We start from the raw sequence: 23,957 nt of genomic DNA on the forward strand, positions 1-23,957 counted from the left end.
GTATCCTGTCCGAATGACCTCTCCGCAGACCGCCGAGCGCGCCGACGCGCACACCGACATCACCGGCAGCGAGTGGTGGCGCACCGCCGTCATCTACCAGATCTACCCGCGCTCGTTCTCCGACAGCTCGGGCGACGGCGTCGGCGACCTCCCCGGCATCACCTCGCGCCTCGATGACCTGCGCGATCTCGGCGTCGACGCCATCTGGCTGAGCCCGTTCCAGCGGTCCCCGCAGAAGGACGCCGGCTATGACGTCTCCGACTACTGCGACGTCGACCCGCTGTTCGGCACCCTGGGCGACTTCGACGACATGCTCGAAGCGGCGCATGCCCGCGGCATCCGACTCATCGTCGATCTGGTCCCCAACCACTCGTCCGACCAGCACGAGTGGTTCCAGCAGGCGCTGGCCGCCGCGCCGGGAAGCCGCGAGCGGGCGCGCTACATGTTCCGCGACGGCAAGGGCGTCGAGGGCGAGCTGCCCCCGAACAACTGGGAGTCCGTCTTCGGCGGCCCCGCGTGGACGCGCATCGTCGAGGCGGACGGCGCGCCCGGACAGTGGTACCTCCACCTCTTCGACTCTTCGCAGCCCGACTTCGACTGGTCCAATGACGAGGTGCGCGAGGAGTTCCGCCGCATCCTGCGCTTCTGGCTCGACCGCGGGGTCGACGGCTTCCGCGTGGACGTCGCCCACGGCCTGGTCAAGGCCGACGGGCTGCCCGACTACACGCCCGACCCCGAAGCCGGCTCGATGGGCGGCGAAGAGGCGAACGTCCCGTACTGGGGCCAGGAGGGCGTGCACGAGGTCTACCGCGACTGGCACACGCTGCTCGCCGAGTACGACGGCGACCGTGCACTGTGCGCCGAGGCGTGGCTGCCCACGCCCGAGAAGACGGCGCTGTGGGTGCGTCCCGACGAGATGCATCAGGCGTTCAACTTCGCCTACCTGGAGACCCCGTGGGATGCCCCGGCCCTGCGCTCCGTGATCGCCGAGTCGGTCGCCGCCTACGCCGCCGTCGGCGCCCCGGCGACCTGGGTGCTCTCGAACCACGACGTCGTCCGCCACGCGTCGCGCCTCGCCCTCACCGCCGAGAACCCGCAGGGTCACGGCATCGGACCGGACTCCCCCGGTAAGCCGATCCCCGAGGTCGGCCTGCGCCGCGCCCGCGCCGCGACCACCCTGATGCTCGGCCTCCCCGGCTCCGCCTACCTCTACCAGGGCGAGGAGCTCGGCCTGCCCGAGGCCATCGACATCCCCGGCGACGCCCGTCAGGACCCGACCTGGTTCCGCACGAACGGCGAGCGCTACGGCCGTGACGGCTGCCGCGTGCCGATCCCGTGGACAGCGGATGCCCCGGCCTACGGCTTCAGCCCGACCGGAGACGCCTGGCTGCCCCAGCCCGCCGAGTGGGCGACGCTCGCCCGCGACGTCCAGACGGGCGACCCCGACTCGACCCTGTCGCTCTACCGCTCGCTCATCGCCGCCCGCCGCGCCCGCGGCCTCGGCGCGGGATCGCTCGAGTGGATCGAGGGTCTGGGCACGGAGGTCGTGGCGTTCCGCAACGGCAGCGTCACGGTCATCGGCAACACGGGCGCCACGCCGGTGGCGCTGCCGGAGGGTATCGTGATCGCATCGAGCGGTCCGCTTCTGGGGAACGAGCTGCCGGCCGACACGACGGTCTGGCTCGCCGACGACTGAGGCGCGTCCGGCACGGTGTCGGACGGTGATGCGGTGGGACGCCGTCCCGATCCGCGGGGAGAGGTGACGACGTGGTCAGCATCGACGAGGTGGCGCGGCATGCCGGCGTCTCGACGGCGACCGTCTCGCGCGCGCTGAGCGGGCGCGGGCACGTCTCCGACACGACCAAGGCGCGGGTCGAGGCCGCCGCGAAGAGCCTCGGCTACGTCGTCTCGGCCTCGGCGTCGAGCCTGGCCTCGGGCCGCACGCGCAACATCGGCGTGCTCGTGCCGTTCCTCGACCGGTGGTTCTTCTCCACGGTGCTCAGCGGCATCGCTTCGGCGCTGATGCGCCGGGGGTACGACATCACCCTCTACAGCCTCACCGCGGACCGCGCGGAGAGGCGGGACGTCTTCGACACGTTCCTGCGACGTCAGCGCGTCGACGGCGTGATCGCGATCTCGATCGAGATCGGCGACGAGGAGTCGCAGCAGCTGCTGGCCCTCGACCTGCCGGTGATCGCCATCGGCGGCCCGAACCCGCGACTCACCACGCTGACCGTGGACGACGTGGCCGTGGCGCGCCTGGCGACCGAGCACCTGCTCGCACTCGGCCACCGCGACATCGCGCACATCGGGGCGAGCCCCGAGTTCGACATCGACTTCCACATCCCGACGCACCGCCGGCAGGGGTTCGAGCAGGCGCTCTCCGACGCCGGCATCGAGGTCAAGCCGTCGCTCTTCGAGCCCGCCGACTTCACGATCGAGGGCGGGTTCCGCGCGGCGAAGCAGCTGCTGGGCAAGCCCGGAGGGCGTCCGACCGCGATCTTCGCGGCATCCGACGAGATGGCGATTGGAGCGCTGCTCGCCGCGCGCGAACTCGGGTACCGCGTGCCCGAAGACCTCTCGGTCGTCGGCATTGACGGTCACGAGCTGGGCGAGTTCTTCCGTCTCACCACCGTCGACCAGTTCCCGATGGGGCAGGGCGAGCGCGCGGCCGACGCGATCCTCGCCGAGCTCGAGGCGAAGGACACCGCGCCGCCCGTGCACGAGCCCGGCGAACTGCCATACGAGCTCATCGTGCGCGGCTCGACCGCCCGCCTGCCCGCCTGACCCGTTTCACACCGGGTCGTTGAGCGAGCGCCCTTCCCCCCGGGTCGTTGAGCGAGCGAAGCGAGACGAAACGCCTCAATCCCCCCGGATAGGCTCGACCGCATGACCATCGACCTCGACGCCCTCTACATCGACCTGCACCGGCACCCTGAGCTGTCGTTCCAGGAGACGCGGACGGCCGGGGTCATCACGCGGCACCTCGCCGACCTCGGCATCGAGTTCGAGGAGGGCGTCGGCAAGACCGGCGTCGCCGCCATCATCCGCAACCCGTCGACGGAGGCAGGCGACGAACCCGTCGTGTGGCTGCGGGCCGACATGGACGCCCTCCCCGTGCCCGAGCAGACGGGCCTCGAGTACGCCAGCACCGCGCGCGGCACCGACCCGGCGGGCACCGACGTGCCGGTCATGCACGCGTGCGGGCACGACATGCACGTCTCCGCGCTGCTGGGAGCGCTCGAGCGGCTCGTCGCGACGAAGGACCAGTGGAGCGGCACGATCGTCGCCGTCTTCCAGCCCGCGGAGGAGTACGGCGCTGGATCGCAGGCGATGATCGCCGACGGCGTGCTCGACCGGTTCCCGAAGCCCGACGTCGTGCTCGGCCAGCACGTCACCCCCCTCCCGGCGGGCACCATCGGCGTGCGCAGCGGCACCCAGATGGCGGCGTCGGACGGCCTCACCGTGACCCTGCTCGGGCGCGGCGGGCACGGCTCGCGGCCGCACTCGACGATCGACCCCGTCGTCATGGCCGCCGCCACCGTGATGCGCCTGCAGACGATCGTCTCGCGCGAGGTAGACCCGCGCGACGTCGCCGTGGTCACGGTCGGATCCATCCACGCCGGCCTGAAGAACAACATCATCCCCGCCGAGGCCAGGCTCGAGTTGAGCCTGCGCTACCCCGACGACGATGCCCGAGCCCGCGTGCTGGAGAAGGTCGAACGGGTCGTGCGGGCCGAGGCTCAGGCATCCGGAGCAGACGAGCCGCCCGTGATCGTCATCGACCACTCTCTTCCGCCGACGATCAACGACGTCGACGCCACCGCGCGTCTGCGGCTCGCCTTCGACACGGCCTTCGGCGACGGCACCGTGATCGACCCCGGAATGTTCACCGGCAGTGAAGACGTCTCCTGGTTCGCCCGCGAGTCCGGCGCGCCCCTCGTCTTCTGGTTCTGGGGAGGAGTCGACCCCGACGCCTACGCCGCGGCCGTCACCGCGGGCACCGTCGAGCGTGACATCCCCACCAATCACTCGCCCTTCTTCGCTCCGGTCCTGCAGCCGACGCTCGACAACGGGGTGGCGAACCTCGTCGTCGCGGCGCGCGAGTTCCTGGGGACGCGCTCGGCGGACTGATCAGCGCCCGCGGGCGGAGCGCGGCCGGACCGGCTCGTCCGGGTCGAGCGGCTCGCGCGCGTCGGCGACGTACTGGCCGGAGACCAGGCCGGGCAGTCCGCGGCCGTCGGGCGTGGTGAACACCAGGACCAGCGAGCCGAGCGCGAACAGCCAGCCGACGAAGTCCCACGCTCCGGGCAGCGCGAACAGCAGGAGGAAGCCGCCGATCCCGCCGGCGAAGCGGAGGGTGCGCGCGAGCCACACCGGCAGCGGCCCACCCTGGAACCTCAGCTGCACGGCCAGGTCGCCCACCGTGCGCCCGGTCGCCAGCACGACGATGAGCGAGACGGCGATGGTGACCGCGGAGGACACGACCCCGGCCGCGCCGCCGTCGCGCACCTCGGCCGTCGCGCCGAGCATGAAGAGCGCGAGCTGGAACAGAACGCCCACGGCGAGCGCGACGAGCCACGAACCCACGACGTCGCACACCATCGCCAGCAGGCGCCGGAAGCGCGTGACGGCGCGCGGCCGGTCCGCGTCGGCCGCGCGCGCCATGCCGCGATGGGCGGGGGGCACGGCGAGGGAGAGGAGCGATCCGATCACGGCGCCCAGCGAGTTGGTGAGCAGGTCGTCGACGTCGAAGACGCGGTAGGCGCAGGGATACAGTCCCCACGCGCCCGTCAGCTGCGTCAGCTCGATGAACCCCGACAGTCCGAGGCCGACGAGCGCGGCGACGAGGATGCCTCGACCGCCGATCACCCTCACGAAGAAGCCGAGGGGGATGAAGAGGAGAACGTTCAGCAGCACCTGGAGCGCGGCCGGGTCGGTCAGCACGGTGGTCGGCCTCATCGCAGCGCCGCGCAGATCGGCCACGAAGGCGAAGAGGTCGAGGTTCACCCCGGCGCAGCGGACCGCGTCCGGGTCGGGGAGGGGCAGGAGCGTATAGGTCCAGATCGCCATGAAATACACGAGCGCCGCCGCCCACAGCACGAATCGGCCCGCGCTGAGTCCGCCCCGCCGGCGATAGCTGATCGCGACGAACGGCACGAAGAGCACCACGCCCGCCGCGATGCCGAGCGCGATCGCGAATCCGCCGAGCAGCAGCCGATCGTCCACCCCTCCGATGATTCCAGAGCCGCCCCCACCACATGGTTGAGTGTCCAGGACCCGCCGTGCTGCGACGGAGTCGCGCGGCGGGTCCTGGACACTCAACCTCCGGGCGGACGGGCCGGACCTCCCGGGGCGCGCGCGACGCGCGTAGCCTGGGAGGGTGACAACCCCCGCCGTGCTCGACCTCGCGGCCATCCGCGCCGACTTCCCTCTCCTCACCGAGCGGGTCGGCGATGCACCCCTCATCTACCTGGACTCCGCCGCGACCAGCCAGAAGCCTCAGGCCGTCATCGATGCCGAGGTCGACTTCCTGACGCACTCGAACGCGGGGGTTCATCGCGGCGCCCACACCCTCGCCGCCGAGGCGACCGAGCTCTTCGAGGACGCCCGCGTCACGGTCGCCCGGTTCGTCGGCGCGGCCCCCGAGCAGCTGGTCTGGACCAACGGGGCGACGGCCGGACTCAACCTCGTCGCCTACGCGATCGGCAACGCGACCGTCGGTCGCGGCGCGCCTGCCAGCGCCCGCTTCGCCCTGCGCCCGGGCGACGAGCTCGTCATCACCGAGAGCGAGCATCACGCGAACCTCATCCCGTGGCAGGAGCTCGCTGCACGGACCGGCGCCGTCCTCCGTCACATCCCCGTTCGAGAAGACGGGACGATCGATCTGGATGCCGCGGCATCCGTCATCTCGAATCGCACGCGCGTCGTCGCCTTCCCCCACGTCTCCAACGTGCTGGGGATCGTGAACCCGGTCGCCGAACTCGTCGCCCTCGCGCAGGCGGTCGGCGCGCTGACCGTGCTCGACGCATGCCAGTCCGCCCCGCACCTGCCCCTCGACCTGCCGGCGCTCGACATCGACCTCGCGGTGTTCTCGGGTCACAAGATGCTCGGCCCCTACGCCATCGGCGGCCTCTACGGCCGCGCCGACGTGCTGGCCGACCTGCCGCCGTTCCTCACGGGCGGCTCGATGATCACCGTCGTCACCCTCGACGAGGCCGAGTACCTGCCGCCGCCGCAGCGGTTCGAGGCCGGCACACAGCCCGCGTCGCAGGCGATCGGGCTCGCCGCCGCCGTGCGCTACCTCGATGCCGTCGGCATGCCCGCCGTGCACGCTCACGAGCGCGAGCTCGAGGCGCGCATGGGCGAGGGGCTTCGGCAGCTCCCGGGCATCCGCCTGCTGGGCGACGCCGAGGGGGTCGAGCGTGTCGGCCTCTGGGCGTTCGACGTCGACGGCGTGCACCCGCACGACGTGAGCCAGTTCCTCGACGACCGCGGCATCGCGGTGCGCGTCGGGCACCACTGCGCCCAGCCGCTGCACCGCCGCTTCGGACTGACCGCGTCGGTGCGCGCCTCGGCTGCGCTCTACAACACCGTCGACGAGGTCGACGTGTTCCTCGACGCCGTCGCCGGCGTGCGCGGCTTCTTCGGAGTGGGCTCGTGAGCGGGCTCGAATCGCTCTACCAGGAGCTCATCCTCGATCACTCCAAGCGCCGGGTCGGGTTCGGCCTCGCCGACGAGGAGGGTCGCAGCGCGACATCCCACCAGCACAATCCGCTCTGCGGCGACGACCTCACGGTGCGGGTCCGGCTGTCCGAGGACGGCGACGCGATCCGCGACGTCACGTGGGAGGGCGCGGGCTGCTCCATCTCGCGGGCGTCGGCCTCGATGCTGGCAGAGCTGGCGGAAGGGATGCCGCGGGCCGAGGCATCCGCTCTCATCGACGGATTCCGCGAGGCGCTCCGCTCGCGGGGCACGATCGAGCTCGATGAGGATGTGTACCTCGACGCCGCCGCACTGTCGGGTGTCTCGAAGTACGTCGCGCGCGTCAAGTGCGCGATGCTCGCCTGGGTCGCGCTCGAGGACGACCTGGCCCGGGCTTAGGCCGGCGGGAGCGGATCAGGACGCGGCTGAGTGCTCACCCACCGGGTGTGCGCCTTCAGCGCGTGCAGCACCGCGAGCCGCACCGTGAAGTACAGCACCAGCGCGATCACCGCCAGCACGAGCACGTACAAGATGATGACGAAGTACCAGCCGGTGAGTCCCTGCATCATGCTTCGACCGTAGGACACGGCGCCTCACGGCTCCGTTCACTGTCCACAGGCGCCGGGGCGGCGGTCAGCCCAGGCCCTGGCGCTCCTCCGCGCTGAGCGCGGCATCCCCCGCCACCGGCTTGCGCGACAGCCCGACGGAGCCGCCCGTCGCGCCACCCGACAGCGCCGCCGACACCGCGACGGACTCGTCGATGTCGGGGTAGGTCGGGCGCAGCTGAACCGCGTGCTGCTGCCTCTTCTCGCGCTTGGCCCTGCGGGCGGCCGCCCACAGGTTCAGGCCCTCGACCAGCACGGCGAACGCCATCGGCATGTAGATGAGTGCCTTGTCGACATGGACGCCGAAGCCCTCGGCGATGAGGAAGACGCCGATGAGCAGCAGGAACGACAGCGCCAGCATCTTCACCGTGGGGTGCTTGTTGACGAAGAGGAAGATGAAGCGCGACGCGAAGAGCATGATGCCGAACGACAGCACGACCACCGTGATGATCACGATCATGTTCTCGGTCATGCCGACCGCGGTGATGACGGAATCGAGCGAGAAGACGATGTCGAGCAGCAGGATCTGCGCGATCACCGATCCGAAGGTGACCTGAGCCACCTTCTTGCCCGAGCCGTGCTCCTCCTCGGCCCCCTCGAGTTTGTGGTGGATCTCGGTCACCGCCTTGTAGACGAGGAACAGGCCTCCCGCGATGAGGATGATGTCCTTCCACGAGAAGCCCAGTTCGCCGATGAAGAAGACGTCCTCCTTCAGCGTGATGATCCAGCCTGCGAAGAAGACCAGCACGACGCGGATGAGCATGGCGAGCGTGAGGCCGAGGTTCCGGGCCTTCGCCTGCTGCTCCTTGGGGAGCTTCGACGCGAGGATCGAGATGAAGATGACGTTGTCGACGCCGAGCACCACCTCCAGCACGAAGAGCGTCAGGAAGACGGCGATGAGGTCCGGGGTGAAATCGAGGGAGAAGTCCACGGGCCAATCGTAGGCGGCAGACCGGGCGAGGCCCTGTCAAGGGGGTGTTCCTGTACGGCGCGTCCGAACAGACTGGCAATCGCCACCGCATACCGGTCGGGCCATATGCACCCCCGTAGTGTTGGCAGCAGCGATCGGCATCCGCCCGTGGCTCCACGTCGACCAGAAGGTCGGCACCCGACCCAGAGCAGGTGCATCATCGCAACCATCACCGCAGTCGCTCCGACAGAAGGTCGAATGGGCGCCGTGCGCCAGACCTACGCCGGGGCCGAGACCTTCCCGCCCGTCGCCCGCGCCTACACCGAGGTGTCGCAGGTCGTGCGTGAGACCGGCCTCCTCCAGCGGGCCCGCTGGTTCTATGCCCTCGTGGGCACGGCTCTCGTGCTGGCGTTCGGCGGGGCTGTCACCGGGTTCATCCTGCTCGGCGACTCGTGGTTCCAGCTGCTCATCGCCGGAGCGCTCGGCATCCTCTTCACGCAGGTGGCATTCCTGGCCCACGAGGCCGCCCACCGGCAGATCCTCGAGTCGGGCCCCGCGAACGACCGACTCGGCCGCTTCCTGGCCGCCGGTGTGGTCGGCATCAGCCTCTCCTGGTGGAACAACAAGCACAATCGCCACCACGCCAACCCCAACCGCGTGGGCAAGGACCCCGACATCGAGGTCGACACCATCCGCTTCCTCGACGAGGATGCCGCGAAGGTCGGCCGGCTGGGCGCGCTCATCACGCGCAAGCAGGGGTGGCTGTTCTTCCCCCTCCTCACGCTCGAGGGCGCGAACCTGCACGCGCTCGGCCTCAAGCACCTCTTCTCCCGCGGCGAGGTCAAGGGCCGCTGGATCGAGCTCGGGCTCATCGCGATGCGCTTCACGCTGTACCTGACGCCGCTCTTCCTCTTCCTCCCCGTGGGCATGGCGTTCGCCTTCCTCGGCGTGCAGCTCGCCGTCTTCGGCGTCTACATGGGCGCGTCGTTCGCCCCGAACCACAAGGGCATGCCGATCATCGCCCCCGACGCCAAGCTCGACTTCTTCTCGAAGCAGGTGCGCACGTCGCGCAACATCCGCGGCGGGTGGTGGGCCACCGCGCTCATGGGCGGACTGAACTACCAGGTCGAGCACCACCTCTTCCCCAGCATGGCCCGGCCCTACCTCTCCAAGGCCCGCGAGATCGTGATCGAGCAGTGCCGCACCCGCGGCGTGCCGTACACCGAGACGAGCCTCATCGAGTCGTACGGCATCGTCATCGCGTACCTCAACCGCGTCGGTCTCGCCGCGCGCGACCCGTTCGACTGCCCGATGGTGAACAGGTTCCGCACCGTCTGACGCGAAGCCGGACACGAAGAAGGGGACGGATGCTGCAGCATCCGTCCCCTCTTCCGTCCCGGCGAGGAGCGTCTCAGACCGCTGCGAGCACGCCCTCCAGACGGGCGTAACTGGCCTCCATGCCCTCGGTCATGCCGGTGGCGAGGACCATGTCGCGCGTCTCCTTGTCGGGGTACTCGATGAGCAGCGTGATCAGGGTCGCGCCGTCCTCCTCGTAGAGGCTCAGGTCGTTGAGCGTCGACGGGTAGTCGGTGCCCGTCATGTGCTCGGTGGTCACGGCACGACGCGGCGCCTCCGACAGGAGGGTCTCGCCGTCGAAGCCGAAGCGCTCGCCCTCCACGCCCACCGGCTCCCACTCGTACCGGTAGCGGCCGCCGACCGCGGGGTCGACCTCGCAGACGTCGAGGCGCCATCCGTCGGGTCCGAGCATCCACTGCTTGAGCAGCTCGGGCTCGTGGTGGGCCCGCCAGACCAGATCGATCGGTCCCTCGATGAGCCGCGTGATGCGCACATGCGTGTCGTCGAGGATCTCGGTCTGCGTGCCCTTGCCGGCGGCGTAGGAGCGGAGTCCTTCGAGCACCCGGTCGAGCTGGTTGAGGGCGAGCGTCGAGCCCTCGACGGCACCGAACGCGACGACCTGCTCGAGCGCGTCGGCCGACGCGAAGTGCGACACGTTGACCATGCGTGAGCCGGTGTCGGTGGGTTCGAACGTGAAGACGACCCGCATCGCCGGCATCCCGTCGAGCGGTGCGCCGTCTTCGTTGGCGAAGTTGTCGAGCACGGTGAATCCGCGCGGCTGGTCGATATCGATGAACTCCCACGAGCCGAACGACTTCTCACCGCGAGGGCTCGTCATCGCGTAGACGGCGCGGCCTCCGACGGTGAAGTCGAAGCGCGGGAACGAGGCTGGCCACCCGGGCGGGCCCCAGAACCGCTCCAGCTGGCCGGGGTCGGTGAAGGCGTTCCAGAGGCGCTCGACGGGGGCCGCGAACTCCGCGGTCAGCGTCATCGTGAGCGCTTCGGCGTCGGTGGTGACGTCGGTGACAGGCATCGGTCATTCTCCTTCGTTGGGTCGAGCTTCGGTCGGTGGTTCGTCGGACAGGAGCGCATCGAGCCGATCGATGCGCGAGCGCCAGAGCTCTTCGTAGCGCGCGAGGAGTGCGCGGGCGCGGGCGATCATCGCGGGGTCGGCCCGGACGAGACGCTCGCGCCCTTCGGCGCGCTTGACGATGAGACCAGCCGCCTCGAGGACGGCGACGTGCTTCTGCACCGCCGCGAACGACATGTCGTACTCGCCGGCGAGCGTCGAGACCGAGTACTCGCCCTCGATCGCACGCCGCAGGATGTCGCGCCGCGTCGCCGCGGCGAGCGCGTGGAACACACGGTCGATCTGTTCATCGCTGAGTTCTGTATCTACAACCATGTGGTTGTACGTTACGCCGGGCTGCGGCATCCGTCAACCCCTTCTCTGCCCGAGGGGTCGGCGGTGGAATCAGCCCTGCGTCAGCCGCCCCAGTTCAGTGCCGACGTCGTCGAGCAGCACGAGCTCGTCGCCGTCGAGGGCAGCACGTCGGGCGCCGGCCACCCAGCCGGGCACCTCGGCGCCGTCGCAGCCGATCAAAGTCATGTTCGCGGCCGTGGCCGCGAACAGGCCTCCGTCGCCGAGCAGCCAACCGCCTCGCGCTCCGTTGCAGCCATCGGAGGCGCGGTATCCGTCAGGGGTGTCGAACTCGACGAAGGGCCGCGTCTCGTCGTCTGCGGTCTCGAAGCCGACCGGGATCCATCGCAGGGCCAGCGCTTCGACCGTCGCCGGCGTGAGCGAGCCGGGCAGCCCGACGGGTGGCTGGAAGTGCGCTCGCGTGGTCGCGTCCACAACCGGCGGCCGCGTGTACAGCTCATCGGAGGTGGGGATCGGCGTCGGAGCCCCGCCGATCGTCAGCGTTGCCGTCACGCCGCCGTCGGCATCGCGCAGCAGCCAACCCTCGGCGGTCGGCTCGAAGCCGACCGTCGATGCGAGCCACGGCGCGTCGGGAATCGCCGCGTTCTCGGCACACTCGCCGCTCGCGCCGGAGATCGACGTCGTCAGCCGACCGGGCAGGGCCGCCCAGTGCCACGAGATGAAGCCGCAGTCGCGCCACAGCTGCATCTCCCTGGCGTCGATCCGCAGCCACGTGTCGGCACCTTCGCCCTCAGCACCCGTGACTCGCCACAAGCCGATCAGGTCGAGCGGGTCCGCTGCCGGCGCCGCGGACGGAGACGCGCCCGCCCCGGCACCCGCGGGCGTCGCCGCACCGGTGCCCTGAGCCGTACAGCCGGTGAGCACGAGCGCAAGAGCTACGATGCCCGACGCGATGATCCGCATGCGCGACACACTAGCCGTCCGCCCCGCGCTCCACCTATGCGCGGCGTGGCCTGCTCCGACGCAGGAGGCGACCGGATGCCTCGGCCGAACTAGACTGGACGCGTCCGGCATCCCCGATTTACTGGAGCTCAGCCGCGTGACCACCCCCTCTCCGACGCCCGCACCCGCACGCCCGGCTGCAGACACCGTCGACAACGCCGCCGCCACGCCGGAGAAGGAGCAGCCGTACGCGGCGCTCGGCCTCAAGCCCGATGAGTACGACAGGATCCGCGAGATCCTCGGCCGCCGTCCCACGTCGGGCGAGCTGGCGATGTACTCGGTGATGTGGTCGGAGCACTGCTCCTACAAGTCGTCGAAGATCTACCTCCGCAAGTTCGGCGAGAAGGTCTCCGACGAGATGAAGACCCGCCTCATGGTGGGAATGGGCCAGAACGCCGGCGTCGTCGACATCGGCGAGGGCTGGGCCGTCACCTTCAAGGTCGAGTCCCACAACCACCCGAGCTACATCGAGCCTTTCCAGGGCGCCGCGACCGGCGTCGGCGGAATCGTGCGCGACATCATCTCGATGGGTGCGCGCCCCGTCGCCGTCATGGACCAGCTGCGCTTCGGCGCCATCGACAACCCCGACACCGCGCGCGTGGTCCACGGCGTCGTCTCCGGCATCTCGTTCTACGGCAACTGCCTGGGCCTGCCGAACATCGGCGGCGAGACGGTGTTCGACGCCGTCTACCAGGGCAACCCGCTCGTCAACGCGCTCGCGGTCGGCGTCCTCCGCCACGAAGACCTGAAGCTCGCCAACGCGACCGGCGCCGGCAACAAGGTCGTGCTGTTCGGAGCCCGCACGGGCGGCGACGGCATCGGCGGAGCATCCATCCTCGCGTCCGACACCTTCGCCGACGGCGGCCCGACCAAGCGCCCCGCGGTGCAGGTCGGCGACCCGTTCGCCGAGAAGGTGCTCATCGAGTGCTGCCTCGAGCTCTACCGCGACGAGCTCGTCGAGGCCATCCAGGACCTCGGTGCGGCCGGCATCTCGTGCGCGACGTCCGAGCTCGCCGCGAACGGCGGGTCGGGCATGCGCGTCGACCTCGAGAACGTGCTGCTGCGCGACCCCACGCTCACGCCGGAGGAGATCCTCATGAGCGAGAGCCAGGAGCGCATGATGGCGATCGTCGCTCCCGAGAAGCTCGACGCGTTCCTCGCCGTCGTGGGCAAGTGGGATGTCGAGACCAGCGTGCTCGGCGAGGTGACCGGCGACGGCCGCCTGCAGATCTTCTGGCACGGCGAGGAGATCGTGAACGTCGACCCCTCGACGGTCGCCGTCGACGGTCCCGTCTACGAGCGGCCCGTCGCCTACCCGACGTGGATCGACGCGCTGCGCGACGACTCGGCCTCGGCGCTCACCCGCGAGGTCGACCCCGACACGCTGCGCCGCCAGTTCATCCAGCTCGTCGCGAGCCCGAACCTCGCCGACACCTCGTGGATCACGAACCAGTACGACTACTACGTCATGGGCAACACGGCGCTGTCGTTCCCCGACGACGCCGGCATGATCCGCGTCGACGAGCACTCGGGCCTGGGGTTCGCGATCGCGACCGACTGCAACGGCCGCTACTGCCAGCTCGACCCGTACCAGGGCGCGAAGCTCGCCCTCGCCGAGGCGTACCGCAACGTCGCCGTCACCGGCGCCGTGCCAACCGCCGTCACCGACTGCCTCAACTTCGGCTCGCCCGAGAACCCCGAGGTGATGTGGCAGTTCTCGCAGACCGTCGACGGCCTGTCCGACGCGTGCCTCGAGCTCGGCGTGCCCGTCACGGGCGGCAACGTCTCGTTCTACAACCAGACCGGCGACCAGCCGATCTTCCCGACGCCCGTGGTCGGCGTGCTCGGCATCATCGATGACGTCGCCCGCCGCATCCCGTCGGGCTGGCAGGACGCCGGCGAGAACATCTACCTCCTCGGTGTGACGGCCACCGAGCTCTCGGGCTCGCAGTGGGCCGGCACGATCCACGACCACCTCGGCGGCCGCCCGCCGGCGGTCGACCTCGCGCAGGAGAAGAAGCTCGCCGAGCTCATCCACGCCGCGTCGCAGCAGTCGCTCGTCTCGAGCGCGCACGACCTCTCGTCGGGCGGACTCGCGCAGGCTCTCGCCGAAGCCGTCATGCGGTTCGGCGTCGGCGCGCGCGTGTGGCTCAACGAGATCCAGGAGCGGGATGGAGTGGATGCCGCGACCGCCCTGTTCTCGGAGTCGACGGGTCGCGTCATCGTGAGCGTGCCGCGCGAGGACGACGTCAAGTTCCGCGGACTGTGCGAGGGCCGGGGCTACCCGGTGCTGCGCATCGGCGTGACCGACGCGGCGGCCGACGGGGACGCGGCGGCCCTCGAGGTGCAGGGCCTGTTCACCGTGCCGCTCGACGAGCTGCGCGACGCCTCGATGTCGACGCTGCCCGCCGCCTTCGGTCCGCTCATCACCGAGCACACCGCTTAGGATCGAAACCATGGCGCCGGACGACGACGAGTACAGCGGTTTCAACGACACGCGGCAGAAGCGCGTCAAGATCACCGCGTGGGTGACCATCGTCGCCCTCATCCTCGTCGGCGGCGGCGCCACCGTCTTCGCCCTGCTCTTCGGCTGATCTCGATACACGGCGGCGGGCTCCGCCCGTCGTCGCACTCGATCCGGCGGAGAGTTCCCTGCGAGCCCGACCCAACAGACGGCGCCGCGGCTACCATGGCAGGGTGGACCCTCTCATCCTGCTCGTGCAGGGCTGGTGGTGGGCCGCTCCGGCCGCCGCGGGCGTCGGAGCCGCTTCCTACATGGGCCTGACGACGGGTCGCCGCCGAGCGCGACGACTCGAGCTCGATGCCGCGCGCCACGAGGAGGCGCAGGCCTATCGCGCCCTCGTCAACGCACGCGCCCAGGTGCGCGTCGCGCAGGCCGATGTGCTGGCGGCCCGCTCGCGGACGACCGGCATGGTGCCGCTCGAGGCCAAGCGCGCACTTCATTCCGCGCGAGACGCCGAGAAGTCGGCGTCGTATGCGCTGCGGGCGAGCCGCGCCCGCGTGAAGGCGTCCTACGCCCAGTACCGCTCCACCCCGGCGACCGAGCCGCTGCCGATCGCGAGGCTGCAGTCCGCACATGACGCCGTCAACGCGCGCTGGCTCTCCTACGAGACCGATGTCGACAAGGCGCTGGCCTTCCCGCAGCTGACCGACTCGCGGCATCCCACCACCGTCACGTTCCTCCGCGCCCAGCGCGAAGCCCAGTTCCTGCGCCCGTCGGCTGACCGGCGCATCACGCCGGCCGAGTTCGTGCGGTACCGCGACGCCGTCGCCGCCATGGATACGGCTCTGACCGCGGCAGAGCGACAGGCGGGCGTGCCCGGCGTGGCTCCCGCACCGCAGAGCGGAGTGGCGGGCATGCTCGGCTCGGTCGCCGACATGATCGACGCCGCGATCCCCATGATCGAGGGGCTGAGGTCGGCCGTCGTCCTTCCCCGCCGGTTCTCGGCCAAGCCGCCCGACTCCGCGCCGCGCTGACGCTCGCGCGCCGCGTTCCGAGGCTGGGCGCCTGCCCAGAGCCCGACACGAGCGTCGGCGCGCCCGTTAGCATGACAGGGTGGAGCAGATCTTCGACTTCCTCCGCGACTACTGGTGGCTCGCCGTTCCCGCCTTCATCGGGCTGAGTGCCGTCGGCAGTGCGTGGGAGAGAGGCGCGCGCCGGCGGCACAAGCGCCGGCTGGAGGTGCTTCACGCGAAGGCCGAGCTCAAGGCGGCCGCCCGCGGTCAGGCGGTGGCCGCGGCATCCCTCCCGGCCGTCACCTCACCCACGGCGACCACGGTCGGCGGTCCGGCGTCATCGCGCGAGACCCAGGCGACGCAGCTGGAGCGCCTGTTCGCGACGCACGACTCCGTCACGCACCGCTGGCTCGAGTACGAGCTCGACGTCGCCAAGACCATCGCGTTCCCCGCGATGAGCGACGGGCGTCAGCCGCTCACGGCGGCGTTCCTGCGCGCGAAGCGCATCGCCGATGGGCTGCGCCCCGCTTCGTCGAAGGCGCGCCTCACGAAGGAGCAGCTCTCCGAGTACCGCAACGCCGTCGCCGACTTCGAGGTGGCCTTCGACGTCGCCGAGCGCGACGCCCGCCGCATCAAGGACTCCGGCTTCAGCGAGGTCGAGCGCAAGCGGCTCGACACCGCGCAGCAGCTGCTGACGGTCGCGATCGACCAGGCCGCGACCCCGGCCGAGCGTCAACTCGCCTACCGGCGCGTCCGTCAGGAGCTCGACGGCCTCATCTCGCTCTCCGACCAGGCGATCGAGGTGCTCGAGTCGAAGGTCTCGCTCGAGCTGCCGTCGTCTGCGCCGGCCGATAAGGCGACGGATGCCGCGCCCCCGCGTCCCTCCACAACCCCGCCTCCGCCACCGTCGTCCACCGCGCCGCAGCCTCAGCCCGAGCCCCAGCCCGCGCCGTGGCCCATCCCGGCCCGGTCGACGGGCGATCCGGCGCCCGGCCGGGTCATCCACCCCAAGCCGCACCACTGACACCCGGGCCGACCGCGCCGAGGAACGCCGAAGGCGGCCGGCGTGTGCCGACCGCCCTTGGTGTGCCCAGGTCAGGACGTCAGCGAGTCGACGTACTCCTGGTTGTCGGCGATCCACTGCTCGAGGATGGGGCCGTAGTCGTCGCCGTCATAGGCGTTGAACATGGCGTCCTCCAGCGAGTAGAGGAGGTCGCTGGGCATCTCGAAGTCCGAGATCCATTCCTTGACCTCGGGGAAGTCGTCGCCGAACGCGATCGAGCCCACCGAGTGGATGCCCTCGGCTTCGCCGAGGAGGCCCTGCGGGTCTTCGAGATCCTTGATCGGGAACGCGTTGTACGCCCAGTGCGGACGCCACAGCGTCACGACGACGTTCTCACCCGCGTCGGTCGCCGACTGCAGTTCGGCGAGCATCGCGGGAGTCGACGACTCGATGAGCGTCATGTCTTCGAGGCCGTAGCCGGGCACGACCTCGTCACCGGTGATGCGCATCAGGCCCGAGCCGGGCTCGATGCCGATGATCTGGTTGCCGAAGAGGTCGGCGTTCTCCGCCAGCTCCTCGAGCGAGTCGATCGGGGCGTCCTCGTTGACCGCGATCGTCAGCGCTGCTTCGTCGTTCCAGACGCCGAGGTCGATGAGGTCATCGCCGTACTGCTCCATGTAGTCGGCGTGCGTGATCGGCAGCCACGTATCGAGCACGAGGTCGAAGTCGCCCTGGGCGAGACCGGCGTACACGGGCGCCACGTCGGCGTGCGTGAGCTCGACGTCATAGCCCTTCTCCGTGAGGATCGCCTCCCACAGGTACGACGCGGCGATGCCCTCGTCCCAGCCGTTGAAGACGGCGATCTCGATGGGCCGATCACCGTCGCCCTCCATCGATCCGGCGCCGGAGCCGGCGTCGTCCGCGTTGGTCGCGCACCCGGTCAGGGCCAGGGCGGCAACGCCCGCCAGCGCGATCCCCGAGACGAGGTTCTTTCTCTTGGTCATCATGATGACGTCCTCTCCATCCGCGCTGCTGTCCGCGGATCGGTCGTTGTCTGTCAGACGCGTGAGTCTCACGCATCTCCGGCGGGCTGATGAACCCGCCCGGCTTGTGGATGATCGGATGCCTCGGCCGAGGCATCCGCTCTCGTCGTCGCGATCGACGGCCGCACAGCACGACGTGAGCGCGAGCGGTCCGGGTCGGCGAACGCGGACGTGATCCGGTCGAGGATCATCGCGATGACCACGATCGAGATCCCGGCCTCGAAGCCCAGCCCCACGTTGATGCGGCCGATCGCGCGGGTGATCTCGCCGCCGAGGCCTCCTGCGCCGACGATGCCCGCGATGACGACCATCGACAGGCTGAGCATGATCACCTGGTTGACCCCGGCCATGATGCTCGGCCGCGCGAGCGGCAGCTGGATCTGGCGGAGGATGCGCCCGGGTGTGGCACCGAAGGCGTGGCCGGCCTCGACCACCTCCTTGTCGACGCCGCGGATGCCCAGCTCGGTCAGGCGCACACCCGGTGCGAGCGCGAACAGGATCGTCGCGATCATGCCGGGCACGGCGCCGACCCCGAAGAAGATGATCGCGGGGATGAGGTAGACGAAGGCCGGCATCGTCTGCAGGAAGTCGAGCAGGGGGCGCACGACGCGGGAGACATGATCGCTGCGGGCGGCTGCGATGCCGAGCGGGATGCTGATCGCCGTGGCGATGAGCGACGCGACCAGCACGAGCGCGAGGGTGTCCATGGAGTTGTCCCATTGGTCCACCGCCACGATGAGCACCATCCCGAGGGCCGTGCCCAACGCGAGCTTCCAGCCCTTCACCCAGAAGGCGAGCGCCGCGAGGATCGCGATGATGACCCAGAAGGGCGGGGTGACCAGCACCCAGTCGAGGGCGTCGTAGACCGCGCCGAGCACGGTGGCGATGCCGTCGAACAACCAGCCGAACACGTCGCCCAGGAAGCGGACGAACGTCTCGATGACGTCGCCGAGGGGAAGCCGGAAGTTCTCCATCACAGTCGTCCTTCCGTTGCGCCCGCAGCCGCGACCGCGGTCGCTGCCGCCGGCTCGCCGACCGCGGCGAGGGTCTGCGCGAACTCGGCCGCCGGCACAGTGACCGGAGCCTCGATGATCGGGATCGGGGTGGTCTGCGGATCGACGTTGCCGAGTGCGGCGAGGAGCGTCACGCGAGGAATCGTTCCGAGCAGCCGGTTGTCCTCGTCGACGACCGCGATCGGGATCGGGCTCTCGACCGAGCGCTCGACGATGTCGGTGAGCGCGTCGTCGGGCCTCACCACCGGCTGCGTGCGGCTGACGAGCGAACGGAGGTCCGTGGCGCCGGCCTTCACCGCGCGCACGACGGCGCGGTCGGTGACGGTCCCCAGGTAGCGGCGGTTCTCGAGGACCGCGACCGAGCCGACCTGCAGGTCGCGCATTACTCGCAGCGCACCGCGCACGCCGGCGCTGACCGGTGTCGTGGCGGCGGGCGGCGCCATGACCGAGCCGGCCGTGAGCACGCGGGCCCGGTCGACGTCCTGCACGAACTGGGCGACGTAGTCGTTGGCGGGATCGGTGAGGATCTCCTCCGGCGTGCCGGTCTGCACGATGCGGCCGTCGCGCATGACCGCGATGCGGTCGCCCAGGAACATCGCCTCGTTGAGGTCGTGGGTGATGAACACGATGGTGCGGCCGAGCTCGCTCTGCAGCTCGACCAGCTGCTCCTGCATCTCACGCCGGATGAGGGGGTCGAGCGCGGAGAACGCCTCGTCCATCAGGAGGATGTCGGTGCCGGCCGTGAGCGCACGCGCGAGGCCCACCCGCTGCCGCATGCCGCCCGACAGCTCGTCGGGCATCGCCTCGACGCGGTCGCCGAGGCCGACCTTGTCGAGGATCTGACGTGCCCGCGCGCGCCGCTCGGTCTTGCCGACACCCTGGATCTCGAGCGCGTAGGCGGCGTTGTCGAGCACGGACAGGTGCGGCAGCAGCGCGAAGTGCTGGAACACCATCGAGATGGATGCACGGCGTATCCGCCGCAGCTCGGCCGGTGACGCCGAGGTCACGCTCTGACCCTGGACCCGCACGTCGCCGGACGTCGGCGGAAGGAGCCCGTTGAGCGTGCGGATCACGGTCGACTTGCCGGAGCCGCTGAGGCCCATGATGACGAAGATCTCGCCGGGTTGAACGGTGAAGGAGGCATCGATCACCGCGGCGGTGCCGGCGGATGCCACCTCTTCGCGGGTCGCGCCGGCGCGGAGGCGATCGACGATGGCGTGGGGATTGCGGCCGAAGACCTTGAACAGGTTCTTCGCCTCGATGGCAGGCGGAACTGTCACTGTGCACCTCGGCAGAACCCGTGCAGGGATCTGCATCGGTTACGCCCGGGTGGCGACCACGGGACCCGGCGAGGGCCGGCTCGGCAGCGGATTTCGGATCCGCGCATAGGCCGCCGACCGTACGCTCCCGGCGCCGCGCCCCAGCGCTGCGCCGCGACCGCGGACTGGTCGGGGTGGTCCATGACGGACCTCATCGAACGTTTCATGCGGCGGAATGGATGGCAAATTCGACATCGCCGGATCAGGTCGCTACCCGTGCGCGTGATATCACGGGGCGGGCGTCCCGTCACTTTCGGGGTTCTGATGCTTGTGTCTTGACGTCGGGGGAGTTCTATGGTTACTTAGTCGAGTAACTAACCGACAAGGCGAGGTTCTCCGTGATCGAAGAAGGCCGTGCTCTGTTCCTCCAGATCGCCGAAAGCGTGGAGGACTCCATCGTCGACGGCAGCCTCCCCGAAGAGGGACGCGCCCCGTCGACGAACGAGCTCGCCGGCTTCTACCGCATCAACCCCGCCACGGCAGCGAAAGGCGTCGCCATGCTCGTCGACAAAGGAGTGATCTACAAGCGTCGCGGGATCGGCATGTTCGTCGCGCCCGGCGCTCGCGAGCGGCTCCTCGCGGAGCGGCGCGCCGCCTTCGCCGACCGCTACGTCGATCCGCTGCTCGCCGAGGCGCGCAAGCTCGGGCTCGGCGCCGAAGACCTCACCGACCTGATCCGCGACCGCGCTGCGGTTCCCGCGACCACCCCCGAAGGAGATGCACGATGACACACGTGATCGAGGTGAACGGCCTCACCAAGCGCTACCGCGACACGCTCGCGGTCGACGATGTGAGCTTCACCATCGAGAAGGACACCATCTACGGGCTGCTGGGCCGCAACGGCGCCGGCAAGACGACGGTGATGTCGATCCTCACGGCGCAGAACTTCCCCACCCGAGGCGATGTGAGCGTGTTCGGCGTTCACCCGTACGAGAACGCCAAGGTGCTCTCGCGCATGTGCTTCGTGCGCGAGAGCCAGAAGTACCCCGACGACGCGATGCCGCGGCACGCGTTCGAGACGGCACGGCTGTTCTTCCCGAACTGGGACCAGGAGCTGGCCGAGCGGCTCATCAGCGACTTCCAGCTGCCGGTGAAGCGGCGCATAAAGAAGCTCTCCCGCGGACAGCTGTCCGCCGTCGGAGTCATCATCGGTCTCGCGTCGCGCGCGGAGATCACCTTCTTCGACGAGCCGTACCTGGGTCTCGACGCCGTGGCGCGGCAGATCTTCTACGACCGGCTCCTCGAGGACTACGCCGAGCATCCCCGCACGATCATCCTCTCGAGTCACCTGATCGACGAGGTGTCGAACCTCATCGAGCGTGTGCTCGTGATCGACCGCGGCCGCATCATCATGGATGAGTCGACCGACGCGGTCCGCGACCGCGCCGCGAACATCGTCGGCGACGCCGCCGCCGTGGACGCGTTCGTCGGCGCTCGCGAGGTGATCCACCGCGAGAGCCTCGGACACGTCGCGTCGGTCACCGTGCTCGGCGCACTCACCCCGGAGGACCGCGAGCGTCTCGCCGACGCGGGCCTCGACGTCGCGCCGGTCTCGCTCCAGCAGCTGATCGTGCGCACCACCCAGTACGCGGCCGAGACCTCGGGCGCGTCATCCGCCACTGCCGATGAGGGAGCACTCCGATGAGCCGCACTCTGAACGTCGTCCGCATGCAGCTGATCAACCGGCAGACCTACATCTGGGTGCCGCTCATCGTGCTCGGAGGAGCGCTGCTGCTCACGCTCGCGATCTACTGGGTGATCCAGAACGCCGGCGCCGACGGACCCATGTACGGCGGCGGCGCCCAGGCTCCGCTGTGGTACTTCGGGGTCGTGGGTGTCCAGGCGCTCACGCTCACCTTCCCGTTCTCGCAGGCGATGAGCGTGACGCGCCGCGAGTTCTACATCGGCACCCTCCTCACCGCCGTGCTCACCGGCGCCATCCTGGCGCTGCTGTTCGTGGTGGGCGGATTCATCGAGCAGGCCACCGGTGGCTGGGGCATGAACGGCTACTTCTTCTACCTGCCGTGGACCTGGGAAGCGGGCGCACTCGGCGCCGGGGTGTTCTTCTTCACCGTTTCGATGCTGTTCTTCGTCGTGGGCTTCTGGGCAGCGACGATCTTCAAGCGCTTCGGGTCGATCGTGCTGACGACGGTGCTCATCGCCATCGGTGCGCTGCTGGTGTTGTGGATGTTCCTCGTCGGACAGGCGAACGCCTGGGCGCAGGTCTTCGGCTGGATCGGCGGCCAGGGTGCGCTCGGTCTCGCGCTGTGGGGTCTGCTCGTGGGCGCCGTCCTCGCTGGGATCTCGTACCTGACCCTGCGCCGCGCCGTCCCGTAACCCGCACCCTTCGCCCTTCGCCCTTCGCCCCTCGCCCCACGTCCCTTCACGTTGAGTGTCCAGGACACGCCGCCGCGGGAACCGCGGGCACGGCGGGTCCTGGACACTCAACAGGTGTGTGAGGGGCGCGGGGCCCGGGCGCGGGGCCCGGGCGCGCCTGCCGCGGGCACGGGTCAGCGCGAGTCGGCGGCCTCGGTGTGGTGGCGGATGACCTCGGCCACGACGAAGTTGAACCACTTCTCGGCGAAGGCCGGGTCGAGCTCCGCCTCCTCGGCCAGGCGGCGGAGGCGGGCGACCTGCTGCTCCTCGCGCGCCGGGTCGGAAGCAGGCATGCCGTGCTCGGCCTTGAGGTGCCCGACCTGCTTCGTCGCCTTGAACCGCTCGGCGAGGAGGTAGACGAGGGACGCGTCGATGTTGTCGATGCTGCTGCGCAGCCGGCGCAGCGTGGTCTTCGGGTCCTCGGTCATGGCGGCCTCCTCCGCAACGACGATACCCGAGCGCCCGGCCGCAGCCGCCGCCCGCCCCGGTCGCCCGCCCGGGGTGATTTCCGGTGCGGTCCGTCGTCGCGCGTGAGGCCCACCCCTAGAGTGGCCCCATGAACGACGCCTCCTCCTCGCTGGGCGCAAGCGAAACCGAGATCATCGCACCCCTCGCCGCCGATCCGGCGGCCGGCACGAACGCCGCCCACGCGACGGGCGACGCGGTCCCCGACGGCGTCGCCGTGTTCTCGGGGGAGGCACCGGCGTCGAAGACGTTCTGGGCGAACCTCAACCACCCGTTCGGCATGGGGCTGTCGCTCACGCTCGGCGGCCTCGTCGCCGTCGTGCTGGGCCTGGCCTTCTGGAACCTGTCGACGATCATCATCTACGTCGTCTTCGCGCTCTTCGCGGCACTCGGGCTGGATCCGGTCGTGCGGTGGTTCGAGCGGCACCGGGTCTCCCGGCCCTGGGCGATCGTGATCGTGTACTCCACCTTCGCCGCGCTCTTCGCCGGTGTGCTGCTGCTGGTGGTGCCGGCGCTCGTGAAGCAGCTCACGGCCTTCTTCGGCGACCTGCCCAAGAGCATCGACGCGTTCCAGAACTCCGACTTCTACGGCTGGCTGAGCGACACGTTCGGCACGCAGGTCGGCGCGATCTTGCAGCAGGTCGAGACCTTCCTGACCAACCCCGCGAACATCGCGGCCATCACCGGCGGCGTGTTCAAGTTCGGCGTCACCGTCGCGACGACGATCTCCGGCCTGCTGATCGTCCTCGTGCTGAGCCTGTACTTCCTCGCCTCGCTCCCGGCCATGAAAGTCTCGCTGAACCGTTTCGCCCCCGCGCGCAACCGCGCCAAGGCGGCCGACCTGACGGAGCAGATCACCGACTCCATCGGCGGCTACCTCATGGGCATGGTGATCCTGGCGTTCTGCAACTCGATCGTCGCGTTCTTCCTGCACCTCTTCCTCGGGCTGCCGTTCCCCGCGCTGATGGCGGTCCTGGCGTTCGCGATCACGCTGATCCCGCTCATCGGCTCGGTCCTGTACTGGATCACCGCCACCGTTCTCGCCCTCTTCACCGGCTGGCTCCCGGCGCTGCTCTTCGCGGTCATCTACCTCGTCTACATCCAGATCGAGGCGTACGTCCTGACGCCGAAGGTCATGAACCGCGCGGTGTCGGTGCCGGGCGCGCTCGTCGTGATCGGCGCGCTGGTCGGCGGCACGCTGCTCGGACTGCTGGGCGCGCTCGTCGCCATCCCGATCACCGCGTCGATCCTGCTGATCATCAAGCAGGTCTTCATCCCGCGGCAGGACGCGAAGCTCTAGCC

At 69.9% G+C, this 23,957-nt stretch carries 24 protein-coding genes; 14 read left to right on the forward strand and 10 right to left on the reverse strand.

The window, feature by feature from the left end:
• Window positions 1–13 precede the first annotated feature (13 nt).
• The 3 genes from JX005_RS13310 to JX005_RS13320 all read left to right on the forward strand — a co-directional run bounded on the left by JX005_RS13310 (window position 14) and on the right by JX005_RS13320 (window position 4,134).
• Entirely contained in the window at window positions 14–1,696 is a 1,683-nt protein-coding gene (locus JX005_RS13310; RefSeq protein WP_214468024.1) for a glycoside hydrolase family 13 protein, read from the forward strand.
• Window positions 1,697–1,767: 71 nt separating this feature from the next.
• The gene (locus tag JX005_RS13315) at window positions 1,768–2,787 is read left to right on the forward strand and encodes a LacI family DNA-binding transcriptional regulator (RefSeq protein ID WP_214468025.1); all 1,020 of its coding nucleotides are present in this window, start codon (window positions 1,768–1,770) and stop codon (window positions 2,785–2,787) included.
• Window positions 2,788–2,889: 102 nt separating this feature from the next.
• Window positions 2,890–4,134 (forward strand): amidohydrolase, encoded by a 1,245-nt coding sequence (locus tag JX005_RS13320; protein WP_214468026.1) that lies wholly within the window; start codon window positions 2,890–2,892, stop codon window positions 4,132–4,134.
• Here the strand turns inward: JX005_RS13320 and JX005_RS13325 are convergent, their stop codons facing one another.
• Window positions 4,135–5,229 carry a VanZ family protein gene (locus JX005_RS13325; protein WP_307858588.1) on the reverse strand — a complete coding sequence of 365 codons (1,095 nt, stop codon included), beginning with the start codon at window positions 5,227–5,229 and terminating at the stop codon, window positions 4,135–4,137. It lies immediately after the preceding gene.
• Between the two features lie 154 nt (window positions 5,230–5,383).
• Between JX005_RS13325 and JX005_RS13330 the strand changes: the two genes are divergently transcribed.
• A complete protein-coding gene (locus JX005_RS13330; RefSeq protein ID WP_214468028.1) occupies window positions 5,384–6,664 on the forward strand; it encodes an aminotransferase class V-fold PLP-dependent enzyme in 1,281 nt (426 codons plus the stop codon).
• A complete protein-coding gene (gene sufU, locus JX005_RS13335; RefSeq protein ID WP_214468029.1) occupies window positions 6,661–7,104 on the forward strand; it encodes a Fe-S cluster assembly sulfur transfer protein SufU in 444 nt (147 codons plus the stop codon). The genes JX005_RS13330 and sufU overlap by 4 nt, the downstream gene beginning before the upstream one ends.
• Here sufU and JX005_RS13340 read toward each other — a convergent pair.
• Both JX005_RS13340 and JX005_RS13345 read right to left on the reverse strand, forming a co-directional pair.
• Complete coding sequence (locus tag JX005_RS13340) at window positions 7,101–7,274, reverse strand: hypothetical protein (protein ID WP_214468030.1); 174 nt, start codon at window positions 7,272–7,274, stop codon at window positions 7,101–7,103. The genes sufU and JX005_RS13340 overlap by 4 nt on opposite strands.
• A 64-nt stretch (window positions 7,275–7,338) precedes the next feature.
• Complete coding sequence (locus JX005_RS13345) at window positions 7,339–8,241, reverse strand: TerC family protein (RefSeq protein WP_214468031.1); 903 nt, start codon at window positions 8,239–8,241, stop codon at window positions 7,339–7,341.
• Between the two features lie 237 nt (window positions 8,242–8,478).
• Here JX005_RS13345 and JX005_RS13350 point away from each other — a divergent pair, with 237 nt between their 5' ends.
• Entirely contained in the window at window positions 8,479–9,558 is a 1,080-nt protein-coding gene (locus JX005_RS13350) for a fatty acid desaturase family protein (protein ID WP_214468032.1), read from the forward strand.
• Between the two features lie 73 nt (window positions 9,559–9,631).
• Here the strand turns inward: JX005_RS13350 and JX005_RS13355 are convergent, their stop codons facing one another.
• The 3 genes from JX005_RS13355 to JX005_RS13365 all read right to left on the reverse strand — a co-directional run bounded on the left by JX005_RS13355 (window position 9,632) and on the right by JX005_RS13365 (window position 11,920).
• On the reverse strand, window positions 9,632–10,609 hold the full coding sequence (locus JX005_RS13355) for an SRPBCC family protein (RefSeq protein ID WP_214468033.1): 978 nt from the start codon (window positions 10,607–10,609) through the stop codon (window positions 9,632–9,634).
• Window positions 10,610–10,612: 3 nt separating this feature from the next.
• Window positions 10,613–10,981 carry an ArsR/SmtB family transcription factor gene (locus JX005_RS13360; protein WP_214468083.1) on the reverse strand — a complete coding sequence of 123 codons (369 nt, stop codon included), beginning with the start codon at window positions 10,979–10,981 and terminating at the stop codon, window positions 10,613–10,615.
• Between the two features lie 69 nt (window positions 10,982–11,050).
• The gene (locus tag JX005_RS13365; protein WP_214468034.1) at window positions 11,051–11,920 is read right to left on the reverse strand and encodes a hypothetical protein; all 870 of its coding nucleotides are present in this window, start codon (window positions 11,918–11,920) and stop codon (window positions 11,051–11,053) included.
• A 136-nt stretch (window positions 11,921–12,056) separates the two neighbouring features.
• Between JX005_RS13365 and purL the strand changes: the two genes are divergently transcribed.
• The 4 genes from purL (at window position 12,057) to JX005_RS13385 (ending at window position 16,460) form a co-directional block, all read left to right on the forward strand.
• Entirely contained in the window at window positions 12,057–14,405 is a 2,349-nt protein-coding gene (gene purL / locus JX005_RS13370; protein WP_372447345.1) for a phosphoribosylformylglycinamidine synthase subunit PurL, read from the forward strand.
• 10 nt (window positions 14,406–14,415) lie between these two features.
• A complete protein-coding gene (locus tag JX005_RS13375) occupies window positions 14,416–14,553 on the forward strand; it encodes a hypothetical protein (protein ID WP_214468035.1) in 138 nt (45 codons plus the stop codon).
• 103 nt (window positions 14,554–14,656) lie between these two features.
• Complete coding sequence (locus JX005_RS13380) at window positions 14,657–15,457, forward strand: hypothetical protein (RefSeq protein ID WP_214468036.1); 801 nt, start codon at window positions 14,657–14,659, stop codon at window positions 15,455–15,457.
• A 79-nt stretch (window positions 15,458–15,536) separates the two neighbouring features.
• Window positions 15,537–16,460 (forward strand): hypothetical protein, encoded by a 924-nt coding sequence (locus tag JX005_RS13385; protein ID WP_214468037.1) that lies wholly within the window; start codon window positions 15,537–15,539, stop codon window positions 16,458–16,460.
• A 71-nt stretch (window positions 16,461–16,531) separates the two neighbouring features.
• Here the strand turns inward: JX005_RS13385 and JX005_RS13390 are convergent, their stop codons facing one another.
• The 3 genes from JX005_RS13390 to JX005_RS13400 form a co-directional block, all read right to left on the reverse strand.
• Window positions 16,532–17,446, reverse strand: coding sequence for a glycine betaine ABC transporter substrate-binding protein (locus JX005_RS13390; RefSeq protein ID WP_246533940.1), 915 nt, complete (start codon window positions 17,444–17,446; stop codon window positions 16,532–16,534).
• Window positions 17,447–17,511: 65 nt separating this feature from the next.
• Window positions 17,512–18,456 carry an ABC transporter permease gene (locus tag JX005_RS13395; RefSeq protein ID WP_214468038.1) on the reverse strand — a complete coding sequence of 315 codons (945 nt, stop codon included), beginning with the start codon at window positions 18,454–18,456 and terminating at the stop codon, window positions 17,512–17,514.
• A complete protein-coding gene (locus JX005_RS13400; RefSeq protein ID WP_214468039.1) occupies window positions 18,456–19,811 on the reverse strand; it encodes a quaternary amine ABC transporter ATP-binding protein in 1,356 nt (451 codons plus the stop codon). Before JX005_RS13400 ends, JX005_RS13395 begins: the two co-directional genes overlap by 1 nt.
• Window positions 19,812–20,152: 341 nt before the next feature.
• Here JX005_RS13400 and JX005_RS13405 point away from each other — a divergent pair, with 341 nt between their 5' ends.
• Genes JX005_RS13405 through JX005_RS13415 form a run of 3 tightly spaced genes read left to right on the forward strand, consistent with a single transcriptional unit; the run spans window position 20,153 to window position 22,151 of the window.
• The gene (locus JX005_RS13405; protein WP_214468040.1) at window positions 20,153–20,542 is read left to right on the forward strand and encodes a GntR family transcriptional regulator; all 390 of its coding nucleotides are present in this window, start codon (window positions 20,153–20,155) and stop codon (window positions 20,540–20,542) included.
• Window positions 20,539–21,459, forward strand: a complete 921-nt coding sequence (locus tag JX005_RS13410) for an ABC transporter ATP-binding protein (protein ID WP_214468041.1) — start codon at window positions 20,539–20,541, stop codon at window positions 21,457–21,459. The genes JX005_RS13405 and JX005_RS13410 overlap by 4 nt, the downstream gene beginning before the upstream one ends.
• Window positions 21,456–22,151, forward strand: a complete 696-nt coding sequence (locus JX005_RS13415; protein ID WP_214468042.1) for a hypothetical protein — start codon at window positions 21,456–21,458, stop codon at window positions 22,149–22,151. The genes JX005_RS13410 and JX005_RS13415 overlap by 4 nt, the downstream gene beginning before the upstream one ends.
• Before the next feature lie 173 nt (window positions 22,152–22,324).
• Here JX005_RS13415 and JX005_RS13420 read toward each other — a convergent pair whose 3' ends face one another.
• A complete protein-coding gene (locus JX005_RS13420; RefSeq protein ID WP_214468043.1) occupies window positions 22,325–22,618 on the reverse strand; it encodes a chorismate mutase in 294 nt (97 codons plus the stop codon).
• Window positions 22,619–22,746: 128 nt separating this feature from the next.
• On the opposite strand from JX005_RS13420, the gene JX005_RS13425 reads away from it, so the two are divergent.
• On the forward strand, window positions 22,747–23,955 hold the full coding sequence (locus JX005_RS13425) for an AI-2E family transporter (protein WP_214468044.1): 1,209 nt from the start codon (window positions 22,747–22,749) through the stop codon (window positions 23,953–23,955).
• Window positions 23,956–23,957: the final 2 nt, after the last annotated feature.

Origin of the sequence: Microbacterium flavescens (genome assembly GCF_018588945.1) — a bacterium.
In the GTDB taxonomy this organism is placed as follows: domain Bacteria; phylum Actinomycetota; class Actinomycetes; order Actinomycetales; family Microbacteriaceae; genus Microbacterium; species Microbacterium flavescens.

Excerpts from the sequence above, each read along its gene's own strand:
- JX005_RS13395 (WP_214468038.1), bottom strand. The coding sequence starts at position 18,456 with ATGGAGAACTTCCGGCTTCCCCTCGGCGACGTCATCGAGACGTTCGTC.
- JX005_RS13365 (WP_214468034.1), bottom strand. The coding sequence starts at position 11,920 with ATGCGGATCATCGCGTCGGGCATCGTAGCTCTTGCGCTCGTGCTCACC.
- JX005_RS13375 (WP_214468035.1), top strand. The coding sequence starts at position 14,416 with ATGGCGCCGGACGACGACGAGTACAGCGGTTTCAACGACACGCGGCAG.
- JX005_RS13355 (WP_214468033.1), bottom strand. The coding sequence starts at position 10,609 with ATGCCTGTCACCGACGTCACCACCGACGCCGAAGCGCTCACGATGACG.
- JX005_RS13420 (WP_214468043.1), bottom strand. The coding sequence starts at position 22,618 with ATGACCGAGGACCCGAAGACCACGCTGCGCCGGCTGCGCAGCAGCATC.
- JX005_RS13415 (WP_214468042.1), top strand. The coding sequence starts at position 21,456 with ATGAGCCGCACTCTGAACGTCGTCCGCATGCAGCTGATCAACCGGCAG.
- JX005_RS13320 (WP_214468026.1), top strand. The coding sequence starts at position 2,890 with ATGACCATCGACCTCGACGCCCTCTACATCGACCTGCACCGGCACCCT.
- JX005_RS13360 (WP_214468083.1), bottom strand. The coding sequence starts at position 10,981 with ATGGTTGTAGATACAGAACTCAGCGATGAACAGATCGACCGTGTGTTC.
- JX005_RS13410 (WP_214468041.1), top strand. The coding sequence starts at position 20,539 with ATGACACACGTGATCGAGGTGAACGGCCTCACCAAGCGCTACCGCGAC.
- JX005_RS13390 (WP_246533940.1), bottom strand. The coding sequence starts at position 17,446 with ATGATGACCAAGAGAAAGAACCTCGTCTCGGGGATCGCGCTGGCGGGC.
- JX005_RS13310 (WP_214468024.1), top strand. The coding sequence starts at position 14 with ATGACCTCTCCGCAGACCGCCGAGCGCGCCGACGCGCACACCGACATC.
- JX005_RS13340 (WP_214468030.1), bottom strand. The coding sequence starts at position 7,274 with ATGATGCAGGGACTCACCGGCTGGTACTTCGTCATCATCTTGTACGTG.
- JX005_RS13400 (WP_214468039.1), bottom strand. The coding sequence starts at position 19,811 with ATGCAGATCCCTGCACGGGTTCTGCCGAGGTGCACAGTGACAGTTCCG.
- JX005_RS13350 (WP_214468032.1), top strand. The coding sequence starts at position 8,479 with ATGGGCGCCGTGCGCCAGACCTACGCCGGGGCCGAGACCTTCCCGCCC.
- JX005_RS13425 (WP_214468044.1), top strand. The coding sequence starts at position 22,747 with ATGAACGACGCCTCCTCCTCGCTGGGCGCAAGCGAAACCGAGATCATC.